General features: G+C 48.1%; 22 protein-coding genes and 1 pseudogene. 14 read left to right on the forward strand and 9 right to left on the reverse strand.

Annotation, left to right across the window (positions count from 1 at the left end; genetic code table 11):
- Positions 1-43 precede the first annotated feature (43 nt).
- Positions 44-193: pseudogene (locus tag NDA06_RS08700) on the forward strand (phosphate ABC transporter substrate-binding protein); the annotation flags it as partial.
- Between the two features lie 19 nt (positions 194-212).
- On the opposite strand, the gene NDA06_RS08705 reads toward NDA06_RS08700, so the two are convergent.
- Positions 213-2648, reverse strand: a complete 2436-nt coding sequence (locus tag NDA06_RS08705; protein WP_190985525.1) for a bifunctional serine/threonine-protein kinase/ABC transporter substrate-binding protein — start codon at positions 2646-2648, stop codon at positions 213-215.
- 67 nt (positions 2649-2715) lie between these two features.
- Entirely contained in the window at positions 2716-3948 is a 1233-nt protein-coding gene (locus tag NDA06_RS08710) for an NB-ARC domain-containing protein (protein ID WP_242047422.1), read from the reverse strand.
- Between the two features lie 295 nt (positions 3949-4243).
- Here NDA06_RS08710 and NDA06_RS08715 point away from each other — a divergent pair, with 295 nt between their 5' ends.
- The 5 genes from NDA06_RS08715 (at position 4244) to NDA06_RS08735 (ending at position 7762) form a co-directional block, all read left to right on the forward strand.
- Positions 4244-4684 (forward strand): late competence development ComFB family protein, encoded by a 441-nt coding sequence (locus NDA06_RS08715; protein WP_190438669.1) that lies wholly within the window; start codon positions 4244-4246, stop codon positions 4682-4684.
- A gap of 32 nt (positions 4685-4716) precedes the next feature.
- Positions 4717-4977: a MoaD/ThiS family protein gene (locus NDA06_RS08720; RefSeq protein WP_190985527.1), complete on the forward strand. Its 261-nt coding sequence runs from the start codon at positions 4717-4719 to the stop codon at positions 4975-4977.
- A 245-nt stretch (positions 4978-5222) separates the two neighbouring features.
- On the forward strand, positions 5223-6515 hold the full coding sequence (thrC, locus tag NDA06_RS08725) for a threonine synthase (RefSeq protein WP_190413131.1): 1293 nt from the start codon (positions 5223-5225) through the stop codon (positions 6513-6515).
- Positions 6516-6618: 103 nt separating this feature from the next.
- Positions 6619-6894, forward strand: coding sequence for a MoaD/ThiS family protein (locus NDA06_RS08730; RefSeq protein ID WP_190985528.1), 276 nt, complete (start codon positions 6619-6621; stop codon positions 6892-6894).
- 112 nt (positions 6895-7006) lie between these two features.
- Positions 7007-7762 (forward strand): DUF2996 domain-containing protein, encoded by a 756-nt coding sequence (locus NDA06_RS08735; RefSeq protein ID WP_190985529.1) that lies wholly within the window; start codon positions 7007-7009, stop codon positions 7760-7762.
- A 55-nt stretch (positions 7763-7817) separates the two neighbouring features.
- Here NDA06_RS08735 and NDA06_RS08740 read toward each other — a convergent pair whose 3' ends face one another.
- Complete coding sequence (locus NDA06_RS08740) at positions 7818-8294, reverse strand: NINE protein (RefSeq protein WP_190413137.1); 477 nt, start codon at positions 8292-8294, stop codon at positions 7818-7820.
- A 234-nt stretch (positions 8295-8528) separates the two neighbouring features.
- Between NDA06_RS08740 and acsF the strand changes: the two genes are divergently transcribed.
- From acsF to NDA06_RS08755, 3 genes are all read left to right on the forward strand, one after another.
- Positions 8529-9605, forward strand: coding sequence for a magnesium-protoporphyrin IX monomethyl ester (oxidative) cyclase (acsF, locus tag NDA06_RS08745; protein ID WP_190413139.1), 1077 nt, complete (start codon positions 8529-8531; stop codon positions 9603-9605).
- 102 nt (positions 9606-9707) lie between these two features.
- Entirely contained in the window at positions 9708-10502 is a 795-nt protein-coding gene (locus tag NDA06_RS08750) for a hypothetical protein (RefSeq protein ID WP_242047423.1), read from the forward strand.
- Between the two features lie 98 nt (positions 10503-10600).
- Positions 10601-12796, forward strand: coding sequence for an ATP-binding protein (locus NDA06_RS08755; RefSeq protein ID WP_190985530.1), 2196 nt, complete (start codon positions 10601-10603; stop codon positions 12794-12796).
- Positions 12797-12940: 144 nt separating this feature from the next.
- On the opposite strand, the gene NDA06_RS08760 is transcribed toward NDA06_RS08755, so the two are convergent.
- From NDA06_RS08760 to NDA06_RS08775, 4 genes are all read right to left on the reverse strand, one after another.
- Positions 12941-14542, reverse strand: coding sequence for an NAD(P)H-quinone oxidoreductase subunit 4 (locus NDA06_RS08760; protein ID WP_190427834.1), 1602 nt, complete (start codon positions 14540-14542; stop codon positions 12941-12943).
- Between the two features lie 143 nt (positions 14543-14685).
- A complete protein-coding gene (locus NDA06_RS08765) occupies positions 14686-16758 on the reverse strand; it encodes an NAD(P)H-quinone oxidoreductase subunit 5 (RefSeq protein ID WP_190413145.1) in 2073 nt (690 codons plus the stop codon).
- 362 nt (positions 16759-17120) lie between these two features.
- Positions 17121-17462 (reverse strand): thioredoxin domain-containing protein, encoded by a 342-nt coding sequence (locus NDA06_RS08770; RefSeq protein WP_190413147.1) that lies wholly within the window; start codon positions 17460-17462, stop codon positions 17121-17123.
- A 249-nt stretch (positions 17463-17711) separates the two neighbouring features.
- Entirely contained in the window at positions 17712-18428 is a 717-nt protein-coding gene (locus tag NDA06_RS08775; protein WP_190413149.1) for an NnrU family protein, read from the reverse strand.
- Between the two features lie 299 nt (positions 18429-18727).
- Here NDA06_RS08775 and NDA06_RS08780 point away from each other — a divergent pair, with 299 nt between their 5' ends.
- From NDA06_RS08780 to NDA06_RS08795, 4 genes are all read left to right on the forward strand, one after another.
- Positions 18728-19732 (forward strand): LysR family transcriptional regulator, encoded by a 1005-nt coding sequence (locus tag NDA06_RS08780; protein ID WP_190413151.1) that lies wholly within the window; start codon positions 18728-18730, stop codon positions 19730-19732.
- 111 nt (positions 19733-19843) lie between these two features.
- Entirely contained in the window at positions 19844-21298 is a 1455-nt protein-coding gene (locus NDA06_RS08785) for a serine/threonine-protein kinase (RefSeq protein WP_190438683.1), read from the forward strand.
- A 29-nt stretch (positions 21299-21327) separates the two neighbouring features.
- Entirely contained in the window at positions 21328-22398 is a 1071-nt protein-coding gene (locus NDA06_RS08790) for a PstS family phosphate ABC transporter substrate-binding protein (protein ID WP_190438685.1), read from the forward strand.
- Positions 22399-22498: 100 nt separating this feature from the next.
- Positions 22499-23914, forward strand: a complete 1416-nt coding sequence (locus NDA06_RS08795) for an ABC transporter substrate-binding protein (RefSeq protein WP_190438687.1) — start codon at positions 22499-22501, stop codon at positions 23912-23914.
- 64 nt (positions 23915-23978) lie between these two features.
- On the opposite strand, the gene NDA06_RS08800 is transcribed toward NDA06_RS08795, so the two are convergent.
- A complete protein-coding gene (locus NDA06_RS08800; RefSeq protein ID WP_190413159.1) occupies positions 23979-24677 on the reverse strand; it encodes a Crp/Fnr family transcriptional regulator in 699 nt (232 codons plus the stop codon).
- A gap of 176 nt (positions 24678-24853) precedes the next feature.
- Here NDA06_RS08800 and NDA06_RS08805 point away from each other — a divergent pair, with 176 nt between their 5' ends.
- Positions 24854-25789 (forward strand): DALR anticodon-binding domain-containing protein, encoded by a 936-nt coding sequence (locus NDA06_RS08805; protein ID WP_190985531.1) that lies wholly within the window; start codon positions 24854-24856, stop codon positions 25787-25789.
- 157 nt (positions 25790-25946) lie between these two features.
- Here the strand turns inward: NDA06_RS08805 and NDA06_RS08810 are convergent, their stop codons facing one another.
- Positions 25947-26825 (reverse strand): Cof-type HAD-IIB family hydrolase, encoded by an 879-nt coding sequence (locus NDA06_RS08810; RefSeq protein WP_190533298.1) that lies wholly within the window; start codon positions 26823-26825, stop codon positions 25947-25949.
- Positions 26826-26839 lie beyond the last annotated feature (14 nt).

Genomic DNA, 26839 nt, shown 5'->3' on the forward strand with positions numbered 1-26839 from the left:
TAATGACATTAAACGATCTACACAAGTAGTAATCCTCTCGAATGGTCAATATCCTCTAACTCGCCAATTATCAGTAATTGTTAAACAAAACGAACAAATTGAACAACGATCTGGGGAAGCTTACGCCAAGTTACTGCTAACAGATCGGGATCAAAAACTAGTTGAAAAGGATGGATTTGTTAGAATCCGCTAGAGCATTCGGATAAGTACGTTTAGTTTTTGCAACCGCGCTCTATTTCCTTAAGTTTATCTGGGGGATAGTCTACAGGTACAAACTTAAAACCATAAAGCGAGCAGTTAGACGGCACGACTTTGACCAATGTAAAGATCGGCTCATTGGGATCTCCACCGCGAAAACTAATTATCCCCATTGCACCATTGGCTCGAAAGTCGGGAGCCGATAAAGCCAGCCGCACGTCAGAACGATTCGGTTGAGGTTTTTTTGCTAAAGCCGTTATTAACGCACGAGCTGCATCATAAGTCGTAGCGGTCAGCCCACTCACTTCCGCTTTCCATAACTGCTTAGATTCTTTGGGAAACGTTGGATTGGGGCTGCTCAAGGAATGCCAAGGGACTGTTACTACTAGGCGACCGACTACATATTTAGGGTCGATTTGTAGAATCTCAGAACTGTAAACAGCCCATGCTCCCACCATCGGATAACGACCCTGATTTGCCTTAATCACCGCTAAGACATTCTGAAAGGAAAAAGGACAGGTCTGACCATCCGGAAGAAAGACAAGCGTAGTCGCGCCTTTTGCTTGTGATTGGTTAATCGCCTCAACAGCATTGAAGTCCTTTTTGCACAGTTCAAAATCTGCTCTTACCCGTCCTCTACTTGCGGGGAAGCTAACGTGAAATTGATCTCGGATAGATTTGCTGTAATTACTCGTGCCAGAGTAAAAGACTGCGGCTGTCCGCTGATTGGCTTGGATCATGTAGCTAGCCAAAGCCTGGGCATTCACGCGATTACTGGGTACAGTGCGAAAGAAAACGTGTTCGCTCTTTTGGCTCCACTCAGAGAGGTCTTCCGAGGTGCTACCTGGAGAAATTAATACCAACCCGTGCTGTTGATAAATTGCGATCGCTCCCAGTGTCACTTCGCTGGCATAGTGACCAATGACCGCTAAAATGTCCTTTTTCAACACGAATGACTCGGCAATTTGTTTAGCTTTGACAGGATTATTGGCATCATCTGCGATGACTACTTTCAGCCCTTTACCACTAATCCTTTGACCCTGATTGATTTCATTTTGGACTTGGGCAGCTCCTCGCAGAATTTCCAACGCTCTGTTTGGATTGTTGGTTATCGGAGCGGCAACAGCAATCGTGTATGCCTTTTCCTTTTTATCCATCAATCGAGCATTATTCAGGTAAATCAAAATTTCCGGGTCGCTTGGCTGTTCGCTCCGTGCCTTCTCTAATAAACCAACAGCCTCAGCATATTGACCGCTGGCAAATTTTTGCACGCCTTTTTGCTTGAGAGCGCCTTTCAAACTGGGAACTAAAACTTCTTCTCCACAACTGACATTGTCTGCAAGATTGGAATCACAAGCCTTCGGCGGTTTCACGAGCGCATAAATAATTATTCCGAGTCCTGTCAAGAGAATTGCACTCACGACCCAAATGAGTACAAGCCTTAAATTGCCTGAGTTGATACTCCTGGTAACTTCTTCGTCTGAACAATTGCCTTCAGGAAGCAAAGTAAGCGTGTCGTCGGGAGATCGTGTCCGCCGATGATTGTTGATTTGCGTCTCAATTTCTTCTAAACGTTGCACAATTTCTTGGGCATTTTCAGGTCGATTCCCTGCGAAAGGAGCCATCAGGTCATTAATTAAAGTTGCCAACTCTAGTGAAATCTGTGGGGCACTGTTTCGCCAATTCAACTGACCTGTTTGGGGGTTTTCAGGAAGGTCATGGGGATGTATGCCTGTCAGCAAATGAACGAAGGTGCGTCCCAAAGCATAGAAATCAGATTTGGAAACAGCTCTACCATCGGCTTGTTCTGGGGGTGTATAGCCGTGGGAAATTATTGCTGTGCCATCTCTTCCGGCTAACTTGTGTAAGTAGGTTTCCGTGGCTTCGCGGACTGCGCCAAAATCAATCAACACCAGTTGATTATCAGGTCGCAGCATAATGTTAGACGGCTTAATATCCCGGTGAAAATAGTTGCTTTGATGCACTTGCTGTAAGATTTCTGCCAGTTGTTTCAACCAAGCGATCGCTTGCTTTTGGCTGATGGGTTGATGGTTCCGGCTGCTCAACCATTCTTTTAAGTTGATCCCCTCAATTTTCTCCATCACCAAGCAGTGCAAGGGCTTTTCGCTCTTTAGATGACATAACTGGAAGTATCCATCTGCCTCTACTTTGGGAATCCCTTGATGATTCAACTTCTTTAGAACTTCGGCTTCCCGCTGGAATAGGCAGATTGCCTTCTCATAATCAGTAAGCAAAATTTTTAGGACTTTTTTTATACCTTCCCGACGCACGTCCTCCACCTCAAAGGTTTGACCAAAGCCTCCTTTGCCCAAACGTTGGATGACCCGATAGCGCCCTTCTACTAAACTTTCAGAGCCACAGTCAGGACAAGTGCTTTGATTACCAGGTTCGTTGAAATTGCGGCAGTTAGGATTGATGCAATAACTCACGGCAAACACACTATCCCGATTTGAGTGGGAATGTTATAGAATTATAACTTCCTCTCGGAAAATAACTTTATTGTTCAACCGTTCGCTTAGCAATTTTTCTTTTAACATACCTTCTCACAACTGGCTGAAGCGTATAAATAACTTCATTCCCTTCGATTTGCTTTTCTATCAGCGAACGACGTTCTAATGCTTGAATCGCTTCCATAATTTCAGAAGTTGAAACCGTTAGATTGATTTCTTCTTTTAATTTAAAGATAGAGCTGGGGTTGAGATTAGCCGCTAACTTAAACATAATTTCTTTTTGAAAATTTGATAGCCGTTGCCAGGAAGTATCTAAAATTAGATGAATATCGCCTAAAAATATTGTTTCTAGCTTTAAGAAATCAGAAACTTTACCAGCAAATGAGTCTTTTATATAACTGGCAATAATATTTAAGATTAAGGGATTCCCTCGATAGATTTGAAAAAGGCTTTTCCAGTGGTTCTCGTCTGACAAACCTTTGGCTCTAAATATTTGCCAAGCGTCTGTATCATTGAGATCGGACAGCAGTAATGAACGAACGCTTGGAGTTTCTCCCTGGATTAATGCAATTTCATTCGGTTGCTCTCGACCGATTAGCATTAAGCAGCTGTTGTGGCGCTCTCTTCCCACTCGTCTGAATAGTTCGCCATAGCCTTCATACCCTTCTCGATAATACCCAGTTGCTTGACCAGCACCTAGAATCGTTTCGACTTCATCCAAAATCAGCAGACATCGATGGGAACCTGTGGAAGGGTTTGTTCCTTTGGGAGATCGCAAAGACTCAATTAGCTGAGAGATTCGGCGACCAATATCTTTTGGTAAATCGGTTGATTGCTCGTTGGAGAGGCATCGGAGCAAGTCTGCGATCAGGTCTTCAACTGATGGGGCAGAACGGAGCGATCGCCAGATGAAATAATCAAACTCATTCTGAATTTGCTCGGCTAGCATCACGGATAGCGCTGTTTTACCAATTCCCCCCATGCCGAACAGCGTTACTAGGTGGCAACTATCAGCGACAATCCATTTCTCAAGCACAGCGAGTTCTTCTGTGCGCCCATAGAAACCAGAGACATCAGGCGCTTCACCCCAATCGAGTATAGGCATTTCACGCGCTTCTGCTTCTTCAACGGCACCTGAATCAACAATTTCCCTCCAGTTGCCGATCCCGACAGCTTGGCAAATATTAATAAAGGTCTCTTGGTGAATAGGTTTTTTCTGCCAAAACCGTTTCAAGGTTGCCTGGGTCGTTAGGGCAGCCTGCCACCAAGAAACGGTCATTGTTTTTGTCCAACCTTTCCTTTTTCGGGCTTTATCAACGCTTTCTAGTCCCCGTGCAGATGCTCTGAGAGACCCCGCCATAGTTAAGCTCTTTACCACAATTCTCGCTTATTCTGGCTCACCTTTCGGTGTAGCGATCGCAGCCGTACGCTGAAAACTGAGCCAAAGAGTCAGCAAAAAAGTGAGCCGTCAAGCTAAAGCGTCTTTGGCAATCTAAGAGGATAACGCGCGAGATCGCCTTCTTTAACGTCTGTCCTTCTTTATAGAGATCGCCAGCTCAGTCTTTAAGAAGATTATGCAACCGAATCAAGTTCTAACCTACTGCAATGTCATGGAACTGTTAGTTGCTCAGGAAGTACACCGACAACTTCAGCAGTTACCGCCAAAGTTGGTCAACTATATCAATCCAGCCCATGCGATCGCTTACGCCCTGAATCGTCTGCCAGCCCTGTATGCGACCAGTCCCAGAGGATGGTATCTACAACAGCAACGGGCTAAAGCTAAGTTAGCACCTCAGATTATCGTGGCGGTGGGTCAAGCATTGGCGGCGGTGCAACAAGATTCCTTGAACATGGTAAATTCTCTCCCTTCCGCAGAAAACGCCGAAAACCTCGAAGAGAGTGCATCTGATGTAGATGTTGAACAAGCCAAAAGCTCCGATTTCTCCCTTTCTTGGGTGCGATCGCTTTTTGGATTAGGGGGCATTCATAAAGCAGATGGTCGGCGATCGCGCTAATCTAATGCCAGCCACCTCTAGCATCACTTCCTATGTCCACTGAAGCGATCGCGATTACCGTCAAATTATTCGCCGCCTATCAAGAAGCTTATGGCGTTTCGGAACTGGTGCTGAAAATCCCTCCAAATACAGCCGTTTCAGCGATATTAGATAAATTTGCTTCCGAACATCCGGAACTTGACAAATGGCGTCAAGTTACTCGCTTTGGCGTTAATTTTCAATTTGCCGAGCCAGACACCATTCTGCATGATGGGGATGAAGTGGTGCTGATTCCCCCTGTTAGCGGTGGCTAGGAAAGACAAAACTTAAACCCTAGAAATCCGGTTTTTTCATCCCAAATCCGCTTCAATTCCCTCTTTTTCCTAAATTCGCGACCGCAAGCTTGGAATGCGATCGCCCCGGTCTTCAGACTGAGGGCTAAATTTTGTATCGTAAATAACATTTAAACCCGACTAAAAGAGTCGGATATATTTGACGGGTATTTTTGCCTGTGTTAGTATCAACCGAGCGATGACGGACGATTAGAGTGTAAATACCCATGACCCAGGCAACCCAGTCAACAACGGCAACCTTTACGGCACTGAAGTGTAAAGAATGCGGCACCGAATACGAACTCAAGGCAACTCATGTCTGTGAGTTTTGTTTTGGCCCTCTGGAAGTAACCTACGATTACGATGTTTTGCGCCGCACCGTCACTCGTGAAAGCATTCAGGCAGGGCCTAACTCAATTTGGCGCTATCGTTCCTTCTTGCCCGTCGCCACAGAAAAGCCGATTGACGTGGGAACTGGCATGACACCACTGGTAAAAGCCAATCGCTTAGCTCGCCGTCTGGGTATTAAAAATCTTTATATTAAAAACGATGCCGTCAATATGCCCACCCTGAGCTTTAAAGATCGGGTGGTGTCGGTCGCTTTAACAAGAGCGCAGGAATTAGGATTTACGACGGTATCCTGCGCCAGTACAGGTAATTTAGCGAATTCTACAGCAGCGATCGCGGCCTACGCCGGTTTAGACTGCTGCGTCTTCATCCCCGCCGACCTGGAAGCCGGTAAAGTTCTAGGTACACTCATCTACGGTCCCACCGTCATGGCAGTTCAGGGCAACTACGACCAAGTGAACCGTCTCTGCTGCGAAGTCGCTAATACACAAGGTTGGGGATTTGTCAATATTAACCTCCGTCCCTACTACTCGGAAGGTTCAAAAACCCTCGGCTACGAAGTAGCAGAACAGCTAGGCTGGAAACTGCCGGATCATATCGTCGCTCCTCTGGCATCTGGCTCTCTGTTCACCAAAATCTACAAAGGATTCCAAGAATTTATCAACGTTGGACTAGTAGCTGATAAGAGCGTCCGTTTCAGCGGTGCCCAAGCTGAAGGTTGTTCTCCCATTGCCCAAGCCCATCGGGAAGGGCGCGACTTCGTAACCCCCGTGAAGCCGAACACCATTGCCAAATCAATCGCGATTGGCAACCCAGCAGACGGAGTTTATGCGCTGGAAGTCGCCAAGAAAACCGGCGGTAACATTGAATCAGTCAACGATACTGAAATTGTTGAAGGCATCAAGCTATTAGCTGAAACCGAAGGCATCTTTACCGAAACCGCTGGTGGCACTACCATCGCCGTGCTGAAAAAATTGGTAGAAGCGGGTAAAATTGATCCCGAAGAAACGACCGTTGTTTACATTACCGGCAACGGACTAAAAACCCAAGAAGCGGTGCAAGGATACATCGGGGAACCCCTGACAATTGAGGCGAAGTTGGACAGTTTCGAGCGGGCATTAGAGCGCTCTCGGACACTCGAACGCCTCGACTGGCAGCAAGTTCTGGTTTAATAACCGCTACCAGCTTTTTGTGATGAGTCATTAGTCCCTCCGGGGTTGCTAATGACTCATCGCTCGTGACTACGCATGAATGACTACTGAATAATCTTTAACTATGACAGTCAAAGTTCTCGTTCCGACTCCTCTCCAGAAGCTTACAAACAATCAAGCCACCATTGAAGGCAGTGGCGGTACGATTGGTGAACTGCTCGAATCCTTAGAGCGAAGCTATCCTGGCATCAAAGTGCGTTTGTGCGATGAAAAGGGCGAACCCCGCAGATTTGTGAATTTCTACGTCAACAGCGAAGACATCCGCTTTTTGGATGGAACTCAGACACCTCTGAATGAGGGTGATGAGGTAAGCATTGTGGCAGCGCAGGCGGGAGGCTGATTCCAAGATAGGATGAGCAGTAAAGGATTTCAATCTCGAATCGGGATTGTTAATCCTACCTTCATCCATGCTGCATACATTCAAAAAAATCACCAACTTGCGGATAAGTCCAATGGCAGAAGAAACGAATCACAATGACGCCGGAGAGGTGGCTCCTAGCACTGTTGACAAGCAGGCTCCTAGTGTTTCTGAAGAAAATGCTCCCAGTACGGATTCTGACGTAGCAACCGACATTCCTACAGCAAACGCACCCGCTCCAGAAGCTGTGAATCCGGAGGTGAATCCGAATGCGACTGGAGAAAAATCTTCGACAGAGGCATCAACCCCAGATGACTCGGCTCAGGTTCAAACAGATGTTAAAAAAACAGCTCAAGCATCTAAAGAGGATAAGCCAACGGGTGCCAAAGCTGCTAAAGCAGATAAGCCAGCAGGTGCCAAAGCTGCTAAAAAGGACGAGTCGCCAGAAGGGGATAAGCCAGCTGCTAAAGCGGCTAAAAAAGAGAAGGCACCTGCGGTAGAAGACAAGCCTTTTGTTGAGTTTATTCAACAAGACTATTTACCAGCTTTGAAAACAGCACTTGAAAAAAAGGGCGTCAAAAATTTAGAGCTGAAATTTGACAAGAAACCGCTTCAAGAAATCTCAGAATGCTGGCAAGTCAACGGGAGCTGGCAAGGAGGAAAGCGGAACTTTAACCTTTATTTTCCCGAAGAAGACATCCAAAAACAAAGAGCTTTTTCCTGTTTTGAAGGCTCTAAACCTAGTATCATTGAGCCTTTTTTGTGCGATGAGCGCAAGATCACGCTGGATTTAATGGTGTTTGGCGTGACGCAGCGGTTGAATGCTCAAAAGTGGCTGGAAAGAAATTAGTCGGGAAAGGTGAATTTCATTAGTCATTAGATAATTACTAATGACTAATGAGCCATTACAACTCGATAAATTCATAAATGACAACGCCAGTTTCTGGGTGATTGTCAACCATGACGTAGCCACTTTTGAGCATTTCTTTCAAAGTGGCTTCTGCCTTGGCAAAGCTTACACCTGTATCCATCACCGCTTGGGTAACGGAAAGTTTGCCACCTCTAGCAGCGGCGGCTTTCACAAGTTTAACCATTAGTTGATCGCGGGTAAGCTCCTGCTTGGTAAGCGCGATCGCAGGTGGCGATAGAGGCACGCCCGTGGAGGATACCCCCAAGCGGTCTTGAAGCTTGGCATTATGTTCCTCCACCATGCCGGGAATCAGAAATAAATCCACGAACTGTCCGACCCCAAACAAACCCCACGTAAACAGCCACAGCAGCCCCGTGCCAATCTTGCCATTGTACAGGCGATGCATCCCCGCTATCGGTGGGGACAAAAAACAGGCTAGCCAAAGAACATAGGCAGTCGAGACGTTCTTCATAAGATTCCTAGCGCTTCAGATGTCCTAACTTCAATCATAGGATTTTGTTCTTAACTCTTGCACCTAGGAATTGAGCAGCAAGAACTCTGAAGATGTCACAAAACTTGACAGCGTGTAGTAAGTCTTAACGTAACAAGTGCGATCGCTCTCGTGTAGATTGGTAGACTGGAACGCAAGCCTTTGAGTGAAAGCGACGGAATCATAATAATAAGAGAAACAAGAGAGACAAAGAATATGGTGGATTCCCTCAAAAAACCCAGCTTTGAAGAATTAAGACCTGGGGTGAAAGTACCTGCGAAAGAAACCCTACTGACGCCCCGGTTCTACACCACCGACTTTGATGAAATGGCGAAGATGGATCTGTCGCCAAATGAAGATGAACTCAAGGCGCTGATGGAAGAATTCCGCGCTGACTACAACCGTCACCACTTCGTGCGGGATGCCGAGTTTGACCAATCCTGGGATCATATTGATGGGGAGACGCGCCAGTTATTTATTGAATTTCTAGAGCGTTCCTGCACGGCAGAATTCTCCGGATTCCTACTCTACAAAGAACTCGGACGCCGATTGAAGGACAAAAACCCGCTTCTGGCAGAAGGCTTTAACTTGATGTCGCGGGATGAAGCTCGTCATGCTGGCTTCCTGAATAAGGCAATGTCAGACTTCAATATGTCACTAGATTTGGGATTTCTGACCAAGAATCACAAATACACCTTCTTTAAGCCGAAATTCATCTTCTATGCGACCTATCTGTCCGAGAAGATTGGTTACTGGCGGTATATCACCATTTACCGGCACCTAGAAGCACATCCCGAAAACCGCGTTTATCCAATCTTCCGCTTCTTTGAAAACTGGTGCCAGGATGAAAACCGGCACGGTGACTTCTTCGATGCCGTAATGAGAGCGCAACCCCAATTCTTGAATGATTGGAAAGCAAAGCTGTGGTGTCGCTTCTTCCTGCTGTCAGTGTTTGCGACGATGTATCTCAACGACATCCAGCGTTCCAAATTCTATGCCACGCTTGGTCTGGACGCACGGGAATATGACATTCACGTGATTCAGAAGACCAACGAAACCGCAGGACGGGTGTTCCCAGTGATTCTGGATGTAGAGAAGCCAGAATTTTACGAGCGCCTAGAAGTGTGCATCAAAAATAATGAGAAGCTGGGTGCGATCGCAACCTCCAACACCCCCAAATTCCTGCAATTGTTCCAGAAGCTACCCCTTTATGCTTCTAACGCTTGGCAGTTGCTGCGCCTGTACCTAATCAAGCCGATTGATATGACTGCCGTGCAAGGTAAAGCCCGCTAATTTTGAGCATCTTCCCTCAACTAAAGTGGTTCTGCACTAAGCAGAGCCACTTTTTTTATCCTTATCAAAATTCCTCATAAATATAGAACTGACGCAACCCCCATGACGAAGACCTTTAGCATCTCGCGCCTCAGCCCGCTAGACGCACAGACGCTAACTTGCCTTTCTTTGCGCCTTTGCGCCTTTGCGCGAAACTCTATACTGTTCGCAATCAGCACTTCCTTGATTTTGGGGATATCGTCTGCCCAAACTCAAACCCAGGCTCAAACCCAGCCACAAGAAACGCCCAAGCCAGATGCTAGCGAGTTGGATTTAAGCCCAGAAATTATTGAAAATAGCCCGGTTTTGCAGCGTTGGCGGCGAGACGTGCCGAATGTGCTAGAAGAAATTCGCAATGACCCCAGCTTTCGGACTAGGGTGCGCCTCGGCTACTCCCAGTTTCCTTCATCTGGGCAAGCCGGGGGAGTCAATATTGGCGTGGAGGACGTGTTTATTGGTCGCACCGGCTTAACCGTCAGTGGGGATTATCACACTGAGTTCAAGGGTCAGCGCGAGGCTTATGGAGCAGATTTACGGTACTACGTACTTCCTTTGGGTGGCTACGTTAATATCGCGCCCCTGGTGGGCTATCGACATTTGGAAACTGACCGATACTCAACAGATGGCTTACATGTGGGTGCGAAGCTGATATTCGTTTTATCTCGCACTGGTGCAGCCGATATCTCCTTAACTCAGAGTTGGGTTGCTCCAGCAACGAATGAAGAAGTCGGAATTACAAAGCTTTCCGTCGGCTATGCCTTTACCCGCAACCTGCGCTTATCGACAGACATTGAGAAGCAAAATGCAAGACAACGCAAAGATAGTCGGGTTGGCGTCGTACTAGAGTGGATGCCTTAAATTAAATGTTTAGATAATTGAATATTGCAATGTTTAGGGCATTTCACCCTGAAAACCTCTAAATTGAATGCCATTACAAAAAGAGCCTTTGCCGACCTATGAACGCCTCAGACAATTTAGAGCTGTTTGGGCTATTTTTGCAACATACACCCGCTGCCGTAGCGATGTGCGATCGCCAGATGCGTTACTTGCTCGCTTCTCGTCGGTGGCTAATCGATTACGGGCTAGATGAGCAAAATTTGATTGGGCGATCGCATTACGAAGTTTTTCCTCACCTTCCCGACCAATGGCGGCACAAGGCTGAGCTAGTTTTATCTGGGGCGAGTTCAGGGGAGTTTCAGGAAAGTAGCTTTGTTTGCCCTGACGGTTCCTCGGTGCCGATAAAGTGGAGCCTGCATCCTTGGAAGCACCCAAGCGGGGAAAGGGGTGGATTGATCCTGTCGGCAGAGATGATCCAGAGTGAGGACTTTTTCCATTCCATCTACGAGGGCGTGGAAAACGCCATCTTTGTTTTAGATGTGGACGCACAAGGGGTTTTTCGCTACCTTAGCTGGAATCGACCGATAGCGATGGTTACTGGCATCAGTAGTGCCCAAGCGATGGGCAAAACTCCCCATGAACTATTTGGTTTAGAGTTAGGTAATTCCTTGCATGAGAGATATACAAAATGTCTCGTCGCAGGGGAATGTACTTTTTACGAGGATTGCATTCCCTTGCAGGGTGTAGACACTTATTGGCTAACGACTTTAACTCCACTGCGGGATGCTGCGGGTCGCATCTATCGAATTATCGGCACCGGAAGTAATATCAGCGCTCTCAAGCAGGTGGAAGAAGCGTTGCGGCAATCAGAAGCTCGGTTCCGAGAACTCGCGCAGCGAGAAGAACTACTCAATCGTCTTGCTAGTCAAATTCGCAGTTCGCTGGATCTCAATACCATCTTGGAAACAGCCGTGCAGGAAATCCGCAGGCTGCTGCAAATTGAGCAGTGCCTTTTCATGTGGTATCGTCCCAATGGTGAATCGGCAAGTTGGGAGATATTGCATGAAGCGAAGGTAGACAATTTGCCTAGCTTTCTGGGTTGCTATCCAGAGGAACCGACCAGTTTTCAAGTAATACAACTCTTAAACCGAGAAATCATCCATTTGGATAATATTGAAGCGTTAACCGACCCCAATTCACGGCAGTTCTTCCAATCGCTGGGGTACGTTTCTATACTAAATTTTCCGATAATGACTCGCACGGGCGAACTTGGTGTAGTTGCCTGCGGTCAATTTAGCAGTCCTCGAACTTGGCATGACGATGAAGTGGAACTGCTTTCGGCGGTTTGCGACCAAGTCGCGATCGCGATTAACCAAGCAGAACTTTATACTCAAACTCGTGAAGCCGCAGCGATCGCTCAAGCACACGCCACCCGGCTCGAAACCACGCTTCAGGAACTCCAACGTACTCAGTCTCAACTGGTTCAAAGTGAAAAAATGTCCAGTTTGGGTCAGCTAGTGGCTGGAGTCGCGCATGAAATCAATAATTCCGTTAACTTCATCTACGGGAATTTAGCCCCAGCGAGCGAATACACGCGAGACATTCTTGGGTTGCTGCAACTATATCAACAGCAATATCCCCATCCAACGCCAGAAATTCAAGACGAAATTGCCGCGATTGACCTAGATTTTCTCATCAAGGACTTGCCTAAATTACTTTCTTCTATGAATGTGGGGGCAGAGCGCATTTGTGAGATTGTGCGTAGCTTACGCAATTTCTCCCGCCTTGACGAAGCCGAGATGAAACTGGTAGATATTCATGAAGGCATCGAAAGTACGCTCCTAATTCTGCAAAACCGCTTCAAATCCAAACCAGATCATCCCCCTATCCAGCTAATCAAAGAATATGGCAACCTACCTAAAGTAGAGTGCTATCCAGGGCAGCTCAACCAAGTATTTATGAATCTTCTCACCAATGCAATTGATGCTTTGGATGAGTCCAATAAAAAGCGATCGCTTGAACAAATCAAAGCCGACGCCAGTATCATTCGGATTCGTACCGACGTGTTGACAAATAACCGAGTCGTAATCAAGATTTCCGACAATGGGCCAGGAATGGCAGAGGAAGTCAGAAAGCGACTTTTCGATCCTTTCTTCACAACTAAGCCTGTCGGTATTGGCACAGGGCTTGGGTTGTCGATTAGCTATCAAATTGTGGTCGAAAAACACGGCGGTCAACTCAAATGTATTTCAGCGCCCGGTCAGGGGGCGCAATTTCTGATAGAAATTCCCCTGCATCCGCCATCACACATTTGATACTATTGCCGATGAATTCGTAATTTTTAACAAAAAGGGCGGATATTTAATTCCGCCCCAAAAAGGATTATTGATTATGAAAATTTAGCAAGCTGAAAATTCAAACCTCAAGAAAATTTTTGCGATTTTTCACCTTTGAATTCTCTAGCGATTGCCGATTTCTGGTGCCCGCAACGACAACAGGGGAATATCCGCCTGTGCTTGGGTCGGAACCTGTCGCCCACTCGCCAGCGTCGGAACTGAACCTCGCAGTCGCTCCGTCAGCTGCAAAGTGGTTGCGTCGTAAATTTGAGTCAGGATTTTGGGGTACAAGCCAATGCCAATAATCGGCACCAACAGACAGGCGATGATGAACACCTCTCGTGGTTCCGCATCGATCAAGGCTTCGTGTTCCACTAATTCCTTATTCTCCGGCCCGTAGCAAATTTCTCGCAGCATCGAGAGTAGGTAGATGGGGGTCAGAATCACGCCAACGGCGGCTAGAAAGACCACCACGACCTTGAAAGTGGGGTTATAAGCATCGCTGGTCGCAAAGCCAACAAACACCATGATTTCTGCCACAAATCCGCTCATCCCTGGCAATGCTAATGACGCGAGGGCACAAGTCGTCCACATGGCAAACATCTTTTTCATCCTCAACCCGACGCCGCCCATTTCATCCAGCATCAGGGTGTGGGTGCGGTCGTAAGTGGCTCCCACAAGGAAGAACAAGCTTGCCCCAATCAAACCGTGGGAAACCATTTGCAGTACCGCACCGCTCAAACCCAAGTCAGTAAACGTGGCAATTCCAATCAGCACAAATCCCATGTGGGAAATCGAGGAATAAGCGATTTTCCGTTTCAGGTTCCGTTGAGCAAAAGAGGTGAGGGCTGCGTAGATGATGTTGGTAACGCCCAAAATCACCAAAACGGGCGCGAACACGGCATGAGCATCGGGTAGCATCTGGGCATTCATCCGAATCAGCGCATAACCGCCCATTTTCAGGAGAATTCCTGCTAGCAACATATGCACTGGCGCAGTCGCTTCGCCGTGAGCATCTGGTAGCCAAGTATGCAGGGGAATAATCGGCAACTTGACGCCGTAGGCAATCAGAAACCCTGCATAGATCCAGAGTTGGAAAGTTAGGGGGTAATCCTTGGCAGCGATCGCCCTCATATCAAACGTCACGGTATCGCCGTAGAACGCCATCGCCAAGGCGGCTACTAAAATGAACAGCGACCCGCCAGCCGTATAAAGAATGAACTTGGTAGCCGCGTACAAACGCTTCTTACCGCCCCAAATTGCCAGCAGCAGGTACACCGGAATCAGTTCCAGTTCCCACACCAGGAAAAACAACAGCATATCCTGGACCGCAAACACTGCAATCTGACCGCCGTACATCGCCAGGAGCAAAAAGTAAAACAGCTTCGGCTTAAACGTCACGGGCCACGCTGCCAAAGTCGCCAGGGTGGTGATAAAGCCGGTGAGCAAGACTAGCGGCATTGATAAGCCATCTACGCCCACCGACCACCTTAGGTCGATTTGGGGTACCCAGGAGTAACTTTCCACCAGTTGCAGACCGGGATTAGAAAAGTCGTACTGAGTATAGAAGGCATAAACCATCACCACGAAATCAATCAGCCCAATAATGAGGGCGTACCAGCGTACCGTCTTACCATCTTTATCTGGTATCAACGGAAGCAACAGGGATGCCGCGATGGGGAACAGGATGATAAAAGTCAGCCAAGGAAAATTAGCTGTATTCATGAGATATCAAATCGTGAGCAATAAGGTTTAGCTGTCAGCTATGAGTAAGTGTACTTAAAAAGGAAAAAGGAAAAAGTTTTCAGCTTTTTCCTTTTATCTTTTGTTGACAGCGGGTAGAAACACACAGCGAGCGGTTTCTAAATTTAAGTCACACCAAAGACAATCACGCCCACTAGCACCGCCCCAAACACAATCAGGGCATAGAATTGGACGCGACCAGTTTCAAAGTATTTCAGACTTTCACCACTCAACAGCGTCGCTAAGCCGGTGAAGTTGACTGCGCCATCAACCACGCGGAAATCCACTTCCATGACTTGTCGCGCTAAGCGACGGCACCCTTGAACGAAGAGGGTGTCATAGATTTCGTCGAAATACCACTTGTTGAGCGACAGCTTGTAAAAGAAGGGGATTTTAGCAGCGATCGCAGCGGGATCGATCTTGCCTCTCAAGTACATCAGAGAAGCCAGCGTAATTCCAATCAAGGCAATTCCGACCGAATTACCCCCCATGATCAGAAATTCTGTCAAATCAAACTCAGTGGCTTTTTCCAGCACCTCAGTCAGCGGTTCGCCGGGGGCGTGAATGAATTCCTCAAAATAATTGTGGAAAGGCGTCCCAACCAAACCAATCAGCATCGACGGCACCGCCAGAACAATCAGGGGCAGCGTCATTGTCAGCGGCGACTCGTGCGGATACTCGCTATGACCGTGGTCATCGTGGCTGTCATGGGCTTTGGAGGATAACTCTCTGGTATCCATCGCCCCAGGGCCAAAAGCAAATTCAACTTGGGGAGATTTCGTCGCCCCTAGTAGTTCCTGCTTGATGCCTGATTCATGCCCTCGGAATTTGCCCTCAAACGTCCGGAAATACATCCGGAACATATAGAAAGCAGTCATTCCAGCCGTCAGCCAGCCGACGAACCACAGCGCCGGATTTGCCCCAAAAGCGCTGCCTAGAATTTCGTCTTTCGACCAGAACCCAGCGAAAGGTGGAATCCCGCTGATCGCGAGCGTTCCAACCAAAAAGGTGAGGGAGGTAATCGGCATATACTTCCGCAGTCCGCCCATCATCCGCATATCCTGAGCCAAGGCGGGATCGTGACCTACGACTGATTCCATGCCGTGAATCACAGAACCAGAACCCAAAAATAGCATCGCCTTGAAGTAGGCGTGTGTCATTAGGTGAAATAGACCGGCAGTATAGGCACCGACGCCCATTGCCATTACCATGTAGCCCAGCTGGGACATGGTGGAATAAGCGAGACCTTTCTTGATGTCGTTTTGGGTAATGGCAATGGTTGCCCCCAAAAATGCAGTAAAGGCACCCGTCCAGGCAATCACGTTCATTGCCACTGGGATGCCTTCAAACACGGGATACATCCGCGCAATTAGGAAGACGCCCGCAGCCACCATCGTTGCCGCGTGAATCAGGGCGCTGATGGGGGTAGGGCCTTCCATCGCATCTGGTAGCCAGACGTGCAACGGGAACTGAGCAGATTTTGCCACTGGTCCCATAAACACTAAGATTGCGAACAGAGCCGCAAGGCCGGTACTTAGGTAGCCTGATGCGACAAATGCTTGCAGGCGATCGCCGATTACGTCAAATTCAAAGCTGCCCGTCGCCCAGTACAGCCCCAGCATCCCTAACAACAGCCCGAAGTCGCCGACGCGGTTGACGACAAAAGCCTTTTGGCAAGCATCGGCTGCTGCCTTGCGGTCATACCAGAATCCGATCAGTAGGTAAGAACACATACCGACCAGTTCCCAGAAAATATAAACCTGTACCAAGTTGGGGCTGACCACCAAACCCAACATGGAGGAACTAAACAGGCTCAGATAGGCATAGAAGCGCACATACCCCGGATCGTGAGCCATGTAGCCATCGGTGTAAATCATCACCAGGAAGGCAACTGTCGTCACGATGACCAGCATCAGGGCCGTCAAGTGGTCAATCGTGTAGCCCATATTCAGGTGAAAATTCCCCGCGGCTGCCCACTCCAGGGTACGGGTGTAGGTAGCATGACCTTGAATTTGACTCCAGAGCAGCGCCAAGGAGAAACCCATCGCCATCCCTAGCAGGGAGACTATAACCACGGCATTTAACTGCCGCAGACTGTTGGTAAATCGATTAATCGAGATTAGTCCCAGACCGACCAGCATCGCCCCAGCTAGCGGCAGGACTGGGATGATCCAGGCATACTGATAGAGCAGTTCCATCACTGACGCCTACTTTATATTTCTTAACTAACTTGGTAAGACCGTTTACATTGTGACACAGACGGTCTCTAAAGTATTTATAACTAACAGTTTAGACAGCCAGAAACTTGTCAGCCAAAAATTAAACCCACCGATAGAGAGAATCGGTGAGTTTAAGAACGGGTAAAACGTTGCATTCAGGTTGAACAGTTACAAGCAGCGAAAAAATTGATCGGGATTTACGCACTGAAAGCTTGAAACCGAGATCCCCCAAACCCCCCTTGAAAACGGGGAACCGGACAATTCCCCACTTTATCGGCGGATGTAAAGGGGATCTCTGCGTCAGTCCTATTTATCTTGGATAGGAGCAGCTATCTCCAACTTCAGGCAGAATTTGGCAAATAACTTACCATAATTTTTTCTAATGCCATGCGTAAATCATCCCGCCCTTGAAAGCTATCAATGCGGTGAACTACCTTGCCGTTTTCAATCAGAACGATCGTGGGTAGAGTCTGGAGGCGATAAGTATTCGCCAGTTTTAAATTTTGATCGGCATTAATTCCAACTAATTTGACTTGTTCGCCCCATTCAGATTGAACTCTAGTCAGGAGGGGGTTAATTAGCCGACATAATCCACACCAGGGTGCCCAAAAATGAACTAGGACTGGGGTGGAAGATTCTAAAACTTCTTGTGTAAACGTCCGTTCGTTAACAGAAAGCACCATGATCCCTCTAGTTTTATTCGCTTTTACTATTGAAAGTCAGCCAAAAGGAGGAAGTGGAACAATAAACAATGAAGTAAAATCCTTCAGCTTACTCTAGCGCAACTGGTATGCCAGTGCGTATCTACTACGTCTAGGCATCTATGGGGAAGCTAAGGCGGTAGAACCAGAGCGTAATTAAGCTGAAAGTTATTTGGAATCATGCTACATCCATTTGGGATCGCGTGGCTCAGCATAATTGCGGAACTCACACTACCATCTGACAACACCTGTCGCCTGGATCAACCAGGGGTGCGCCCACCACAACAGCAGAATGAAAGCAGTGACCCCCAGATACGCAGGGCGGAGAAACTCTTGCCATTTCAGGGTTTGATGCCCTTCCAGGAGTGCCTGGAAGGGGACAACAGAGGTGCGAGCTTTCACAGCCTCGAAAGCTTCCCCATAGCGAGCCAAGAGACGGCGATCGCCATGCCAAACTGCGAATAAATGATGCAGCACTAGCCCTACTGAAGTTAAGAGGGTAAAAGTCGTGCCGACCCAAAGCGTATGAGCAATACACCAAATCACCTGTCCAACCATTTGGGGATGCCTAGTGATGCGGATAATGCCGGTTTCGTAAAGATGCACTTGAGGCTTTTCGATGGCGGCAATTTCTAGCAAGTTGAAAGTTGCTGGATAAAGAAACAGAAATGAGATAGCCGAAAGCACCCACACCACCGACTGAACGCCGGGGACGCCCTGAACTTGCCACAGTTGCAGCCCATCATAACGATGATTAATGAAGTAAACGATCAACACCACTGCTAGAGGAAGACTGACGAGGGCAAATAAGATGCGGTAGAGGCGGGGGCCGATTTTTTTTTCGCCCCAAGGACGCAGTGCAGCCAGACCACTGTGAGCGATCGCAAACCCAAAAAGCAGTCCCAGCATTATGTAGTGGCTAGGAGTCAGAACGCGAAAGAAATTCATAAACTTTTACGTAATTTCCAGTAGAAAATAGACCCCCCAAGTATTCCCTGAGAGACTTGATCTCGTGTTGTGTTACTGTCGATGACTGAGAGGCTTTACAACGAAGTGGGCTATCAATCGCTTGAGTCCAGCCCCATCTCTCGCAAGAGAGCGCTTAGCGATCCTTCGGTCATTGGTGATGGGTCATCGGTCAAATGTCAGCAGTAACCAACAACTGACAACTGACAACCGACAAAAAGCTAACAGATCGCCGAGCTTTATGCCTCAGTCGCTCCTTTCCCTTTTCAGGTAAAGCCTGTATGTCTGACCTTCCTTTCACTTTAGACCAACTCCGCATTCTTAAAGCGATCGCCGCCGAGGGAAGCTTCAAGCGTGCCGCCGATAGCCTGTACGTCTCGCAACCCGCTGTCAGCCTCCAAGTCCAAAACTTAGAGCGGCAGTTGGATGTGCCGTTGTTTGACCGGGGAGGACGCAGGGCACAACTGACGGAAGCAGGGCACCTACTTCTCAGCTACGGCGAAAAAATCTTGACGCTTTGTCAAGAAACCTGCCGCGCCATTGAAGACTTGCAAAATCTCCAGGGTGGCACCCTGATTATAGGAGCTTCGCAGACGACAGGAACCTACTTACTGCCCCGAATGATTGGGATGTTCCGCCAGCAGTATCCAGATGTAGCAGTACAATTACACGTTCACTCGACGCGCCGCACGGCGTGGAGTGTCGCCAACGGGCAAGTTGACCTGGCAATCATTGGGGGAGAGGTTCCTTCCGAACTACAAGAAGCACTAAAAATTATTCCTTATGCTGAAGATGAACTAGCGCTGATCTTGCCAGCCTTACATCCCCTCGCCAAAATTGGGACTATCCAAAAAGACGACCTTTACAAATTGCAGTTCATTGCCTTAGACTCCCAATCCACCATCCGCAAGGTGATTGACCAAGTGCTAACTCGCTGCGGCATCGATACCCGACGCCTCAAAATAGAGATGGAACTCAACTCGATTGAGGCAATTAAAAATGCCGTGCAGGCAGGACTTGGGGCGTCGTTTGTCTCCCTATCGGCGATCGAAAAAGAGTTGCAAATGGGCATCCTCCACTACGCAAAAATTGAAGAGGTAGTGGTCAAGCGGATGCTATGGGTGATTGTGAACCCAAATCGCTACCGCTCCAAAGCAGCAGAAGCGTTTAGCCAAGAAATTTTACCTGCCTTTGCCTCCCCCGGATGGGGAAGAGAAATGGAAGCATCCACTCCAATCGAAGCCGATGGGTTCAAGGCAGCTGCTCCTAACTCCGCAGGCAGTTAATTCCAGTATTAGCCAGCTGTTAGTTGCTAATCGCGAATGGAAGTATGGCTACTAGCTCTTAAACAATTAGCAATTAGCAACCATCGATTAGGATTTGACCAGTAACTCCTCATGGAAATTTACTGTACCCGTCCCGGCTGCCCTCGCCCCCTGAATTTTTTTGCCGATCTTGATGACAACAACCTTGTCAAAACGGTGCAGCAGAAGTATTGCACCGCCTGTGGAATGCAGCTGATTTTAGATGGTCGGTATCTATCGGCAAAGCTGTTAGGACGAGGGGGATTTGGTGCAGCGTTTTTGGCACGCGATCGCCGCACGCCTGGAATGCGCCGATGCGTCGTCAAACAGTTTCAGCCAGTGGGAGATTTAACGCCGGATCAGCTACAAATTGCCCAAAATCTATTTGCACGGGAAGGAGAAGTTTTAGAAGAACTCGGCAGCCATCCTCAAATTCCCGACTTGTTTGCTTTCTTTGATATCACAGTTCCCAGCATTCAACCGGGAAAACAGGACAAGTTTTTCTATCTGGTGCAGGAATTCATCGATGGGCATAATTTGGAAGAGGAACTGGCGCAGAAGGGGAAGTTCTCCCCAGACGAGGTGTTATTACTGCTGCGAGAAATCCTGCCGGTGCTAAAGTTTGTTCATGATAGCGGCTCCATCCACCGAGATATCAAGCTTTCCAACATTATGCGCCATCGCAACGGTCGGCTTTATCTCTTAGATTTTGGTGCTGTTAAGCAGGTGACGAAGGCAACGCCTGGTGGATCGTCAACCGGAATTTATTCAATGGGATTTGCACCGCCAGAGCAAATGGCTGGGGGTCAAGTGTATCCTTCAACAGATTTGTATGCCTTGGCGGTGACTTGCATTATCCTACTCACGGGCAAGCAGCCAACCGAGTTATTTGATGTCTATACAAATCAGTGGAATTGGAGACCTCATGCGGGTGCGATCGCTAGCGCTGCGGGAGCTAGTGAGTGGAATCGCTTCGCCGATATTTTAGACCAGATGCTCTTGAGTGCGCCGAATCAACGGTTTCAGTCTGCTGATGAAGTGCTGCACGCCCTGACTTCTTTATTACCGTCCCCTGCGCCTCTGGCACCACCGACTCAGATGCCTACCCGCGTCGCCGCTCCAGCCGCCGCTGCCGCGCCTCCAACTCCAGCCCCGACCCCTCAGCCACCCGCCCCCATTTCTCAACCCGCCTCTCGACCGAGATTTTCTCTACTGGAGGTTTTAGGAGGAGCAGCTTTTACGGGGTTTGAAGGCGGATTGTTATTTATTGCTTTGGGTAGTTTGCTGCCATCCCCAGGGCTGAGCGTTGGATTGTTGGGGATGATGATTGGGGGTCTATTGTTTGCTCAATACCGCCGCTTCATTGAAAAATTGGATTTATTGATTATTGCGGGAATAACCCTGGCAATTATGCTGTTTTTTCCCGTTTTACGAGACGGGTTTCCCCTGGAGATAGTCGTTTTTGTGGCTATGTTGGCTGGAGCAGGCGCGATCGCAGTGACTGCTCTATTTCGCCTAATTTATAAATTACTTGCTAATTTTCTCTAAGCTAATCGTGAGCTTCCTGAGTAACCATCATGTCCCAAAAAAACGAAACCACGGTTCTCGTCTTAGCCCTCCTGCTCACTGCTGCTTTATTAGGCGCTGGCTTTTGGTGGTTTACCAAGCGCTCTGGTGTTGACCTCGGTCGTTTAAACCAAACCACCAACCCCAGTGATGCTGCCAACGATCGGGAAAATCAGCCCAATCGCTCAACACCCTCCACCGGCGAAGGCTTTCCCCAAGTGCAGAACGTTCCTACTGGGCTGTTTAGCTACGGTGGCAGCACCTCTTGGGCACCGATTCGACTCGCAGTAGACTCGCGGATGCAAGCGGCGCGACCTGAGTTTCGGCTGCGCTATGTTGAGCCAAATACCGGCCCTGCTAGCTCTGGCGCTGGCATCAGAATGTTACTAGACGGGAAAATAGACTTCGCCCAATCTTCGCGACCGATTCTGACGAGCGAGTATAACCAGGCACAGCAGCGAGGGTTCGGGCTTAAAGAGATTGCGATCGCAATTGATGGATTGGCAGTCGCGGTTAACCCAAACCTGAATATCCCAGGTTTGACCTTAGATCAGTTGAAATCTATCTATACGGGCAAGATTACTAATTGGCAAGAATTAGGCGGCCCGGATATCCCAATTAAACCCTATTCTCGTTCCCCAAATGCTGGAGGAACGGTGGAACTATTTGTGGAAGAAGTTTTGAACGGTCAACCTTTTAGTGCCAATGTTGAATTTGTCTCTACCACGACTCAAGCACTGCAAAAACTTGGTGGTAGCCCTGGAGGAATTTACTTTGCTTCTGCTCCTGAAGTGGTTCCACAATGTAGTATCAAGCCTTTGCCACTTGGGCGGAGAGCGGGTGAATTTGTAACGCCTTACCAAGAGCCTTTTGTGCCGCTGCAAACGTGCCCTAGTCAACGCAATCAGCTGAATATTCAGGCTTTTCAAACGGGTCAATATCCCCTGACTCGGAAGCTATTTGTGATTATTAAACGGAATGGTCAGAGAGAACAGCAAGCGGGTGAAGCTTATGCAAATTTGTTGCAGATAGAACAAGGACAGCAACTGATTTCTGAGGCTGGATTTGTTAGGCTCCGCTAATTACTCTCGTTTAAAACGTGATTTAAACTAAATATTTCAACGCGAAAAAGAATTTAATTAGACTTATCAATAAGACCTATTTCTTCCTGCTTAACCATCCATGTCCCATAAAAATGAAACAACGGTTCTTGTTCTGTCCCTATTGATTACGGCAGGTGTTTTGGGGGCTGGTTATTGGTGGTTTAAGAGCAATTCCAGTCCCCCAATTGCTCCGGGAAACCCTGATTCGGTGAAATCAAGTCCAGTTCCTATCGCACCAGGTTCTATCAGCACTCGAATTAGTATAGGGGAAAAATCTTTAGCAACGGCGAATGCTAACTCCGAGAAACAAGCAGGAGTGCAAGCATTTGCAAGCGGGGATTTTGCTAGCGCGATCGCTAACTTTCAATCATCCCTCCAAGCGAATCGCAACGATCCAGAAACTTTAATTTATCTCAATAATGCCCGGATCGGCAAGCAAATCAGCTACACCATTGCCGTCTCCGTGCCAATTGGTACGGATGTAAATGGAGCTTTAGAAATGTTGCGGGGCGTCGCTCAAGCTCAAACTGAAATTAATCAAGCTGGGGGAATTAAAGGAATTCCGGTAAAAGTAGCGATCGCGAATGACGATAATAATCCAGAAATTGCCAAACAAATTGCTAGCGCCTTGGTCAATAATCCAGAAGTGTTGGGTGTTATCGGCCCTTATTCGAGCGATGTCACTTTGGCGGCAGGAACTACTTATAACGATGGCAAATTAGTCGTCATTTCCCCGACCAGCACCTCAATTAAACTTTCCGGTTTTAGCCGCTACGTTTTTCGGACGGTTCCCAGTGACTACGTAGCAGCCAGGGCATTATCTGACTATATGCTCAACAAATTGCAACGGAAAAATGCAGCCGTTTTCTTTAATTCCCGGAGTGCCTATAGCCAATCGCTGAAATCGGAATTTGTCGCTGCCGTATCTTTAGGAGGCGGGCAAGTATCGAATGAGTTTGACTTATCCGAACCGGGTTTTAGTGCTGCTAGAAGTATCGATCTAGCGATCGCTCAAGGTGCCCAAGTGCTAATGTTAGCAGCGAATACAGATACTTTAGACAAAGCCCTGCAAGTCGTGCAGCTAAATCGCAAACGATTAAAGCTCTTGGGGGGAGATGATGTTTACACACCCAAGACTTTGGAAGTGGGCGGTGAGGCAGCAGTTGAGATGGTGCTGGCAGTGCCTTGGCATATCAATGGCGATCCGACTTCTAACTTTCCCCGCCAATCCCGACAACTATGGGGTGGCGATGTCAGTTGGCGTACCGCTTTGTCTTATGACGCTACCCAGGCTTTGATTGCAGCCTTGCAGCGCAATGCCACCCGAACCGGAGTCCAAAAATCCCTAATTGCATCGGATTTTTCGTCTACTGGGGCATCGGGCATCATCCGGTTTTTACCGTCAGGCGATCGCAATGCTGCCGTCATTCTCGTCCGCATTCAACCGGGTACCACCTCCGGTACCGGCTACGATTTTGTACCCCTTCGTCCTTAATAGGTTGGTAGCCATGAAAGGGCAATCGTCAGGACAACAAACTGATGGCAATCGGCTCAAAAAGCTAATTATTGTTAACACTCAAAGCAGACGCAGGTAAACAGAGCAAATTATCCCCTTGAGTTCTGATTAATCCTTTTTGACGTAACTTACCCATTAAGCGAGTCACAGTGACACGGGTAGAACCGATGGCACTGCCAATTTGGGCATGAGTTAGGGGAAATGGCAGACAGTAACCGCTATCTTGGGGTTCGCCAAATTCTTCGATCAACAGCGTCAGGAATCCCAACAGCCGATCGATTGTCCGTCGCTGTCCTAAGGTACTCAACCACAGTAGCTTGCGCTGGTGCTGATACCGGAACGCATCAAATACTTCGCGACGGAAGTGAGGCCAGTTGTCCAGGTCATGCCAGTACATCCAAACTACAGAAGTTTGATCGACGTGGGCATAAGCCTGAAGGGTAAACGGTGACTGGGCAACAATTTCAAACGGTTGTCCTGCACCCACAAAGCCTAAAAAAGCTTCTTCTGGACTCAAACGCAGAACTTTAGCCGCGGAAGAACTGGTGTTAGCGCTAACTTGAGCCGTACCGACTAAGCGGACGGCACCCCGTTGGACTAAATACAAAAGTCCTGGTCTAGCTGGAATTCGCTCATCTTTACTGAAAGTCCGATAACGGTAGTGTTCCTGCGCCCAGTCTAGAATCCGTTGCCAGGTTAAAAACGGTCGTGATACCTCTGATGTGGAGGATGGTGATTGCATAAGTGGCAAGCGATGATCTTTTATAAATTTTACCAAGCTTACAAGGTAGCAAAAAATACTTCCTCACGCGCCTGCTTGAGTTAGATATTATTCTGGGAAAGTTCTAACCTTAGGTAGAGGTCATAAAACTAGACTAGATAAGCGAAATACGCCTTTCAAAGGGAGTGAGTGTGAAGGTGAATTTACCGGCTGTTCATTACCCATCGCTGAAGCAACAGATGCTTATTCAGCTACAAGCAGCTATCGGTTTGTACAGAGAAAGATACCTTCTCGACAAGGACGCGATCGCTTCACATCCGCCAGAGGAAAATACGCCGTTGGCTGAGCTGCTCAGCGGCGCTGAAATCCCTCTCCAGCGATTTCAGGAGGGTAAAGGCATCCGATACAGGTCGAGTGTCGCCCTCAAATTTGCAGCTCTCTGGCACCTGCCAGCATTGGAAATTGCAACTGAGCTAGCTGCCTATCTCTGTACTAGCGTCGATGACGCTCAGGGAAAGGTGGATTTACAAAATTTGACAATTCAAGTGATTCCTCCCGGTTTCATTGATTTCCAACTCACCGATACGGAAATAGCCCGTTGGTTGCAGCTTTTGGTAGTAGGGGTGAGTCAAAGCCAGGGAGTTCCCAATTACCTATTACCAATTCCCGATTACCGGGTACCGATGACTTACCCCCAACCCCTATCAAGTCTTTCAAAAGTACAGTACATCCATGCCCGTTGCTGCTCTTTGCTGCGCTTAGGGCATCGGGAGAAGATAATCCAGCTCAATGACTCGCCTGCGCTGATGCTAGTCTACCCAGAGCCAATTCCTTGGCTGACTGCGGACGGGCAACTCCAGTTGATTCATCCAGCAGAACGCCACTTGATCGCCCAGTTGTTCGGGTTGCTAGATGAACTGGGGGGCATGAATCAACTGAAGTGGGGAAAACGGGCGTTTGATGCGACTCAGGCTTTTGAAACCTTTGAGCGTGAATGTCGCATTTTTGGCGAAGTCAAGACTCAGATGCCTCATCTGGCGCAGGCAAGATTGGGGTTAGTGGGAGTAACTCGCGCAATTTTGAAATCCCTGTTGCAAGACAGGCTGGGCATCTTGGCACCCATCGAACTTTAGTCGTACCACCGCCTACCCCTAGTTAGAAAATTTTGTAAAAAGCACTAGACAAATGGAATGATATGCAATACTATTGCTCTTGTGTGAGGAGCGAACCAGTGAGGGGACCGAGACGAAACACGGCCAGTCGTCGGTCCTCTTTCTGATCTAAAGGGTTTTAAAGTAGAAACATTTCAATGGCAGCGGCGGCACCATCTTTCTCTACACTAGGAGCCACCCACTGAGCGATCGCTTGAACCTCTGCGGGTGCATCCCCCATCGCAACACCAATCCCAGCGTATTCAAGCATTTCCAAATCATTAAAGTTATCGCCAATCGCCATGACATTAGCGGCGTCTAGCCCTAATATCTCTTCGGCTAAGTAACGCACTGCCGTTCCTTTATTCACACTAGGGTGGGTTGCTTCAAAGAAAGTCGCAACAGAGGTAGTCAGGTAAAGTTCGGCTGGGGTGTAACGCTTTCGTAACGTTCCGAGCAAATTTTCAATCACGGTTGTATCGTCACAGAGCGCCAAAACTTTCGTCGGTTCAGCAATCGAGAGGGTATTCCGCAGGTCGCCAACAACGATAGGCTGGATGCCGGAGCGTTCTGAGTAAGCTTTGGTTGCCGATGTCAGTTCTCTGACATACAACTGGTCGTTGATGTAGAAGTGGACGGAAAGCAGCGATCGCAATTCCGGTTCCTCAAAGTGTTCCAACAGTTGCAATACCATTGGCTCAGAAACCGGCGAGTGACGCAGAACTTTCTGGCTGATGGGGTCTTGAATCCAAGCACCTTGATAAGCCATCACAGGCAATGTGGAGCCAACGTGTTGATGGAAGCGCAAAGCAGAACGATACATCCGACCTGTCGCGATCGCAACGTGAATACCCTTTGCTTGAACGGCACGAATTGCCCGAAGTACAGGTTCTCTGATAGTGTTGGATACACCGGCAATCGTGCCATCAATGTCTAAAACTAATAATCGAATCGCCTTGGCATCTAAACCGGGAGAGTTGACCTCAACTACCTGGTTAGAAAAAGAAGGGTTTGACATGAGTTGTTCGTTGT

Source organism: Trichocoleus sp. ST-U1 (assembly GCF_039961835.1).
Classification (GTDB): domain Bacteria; phylum Cyanobacteriota; class Cyanobacteriia; order Cyanobacteriales; family FACHB-T130; genus FACHB-T130.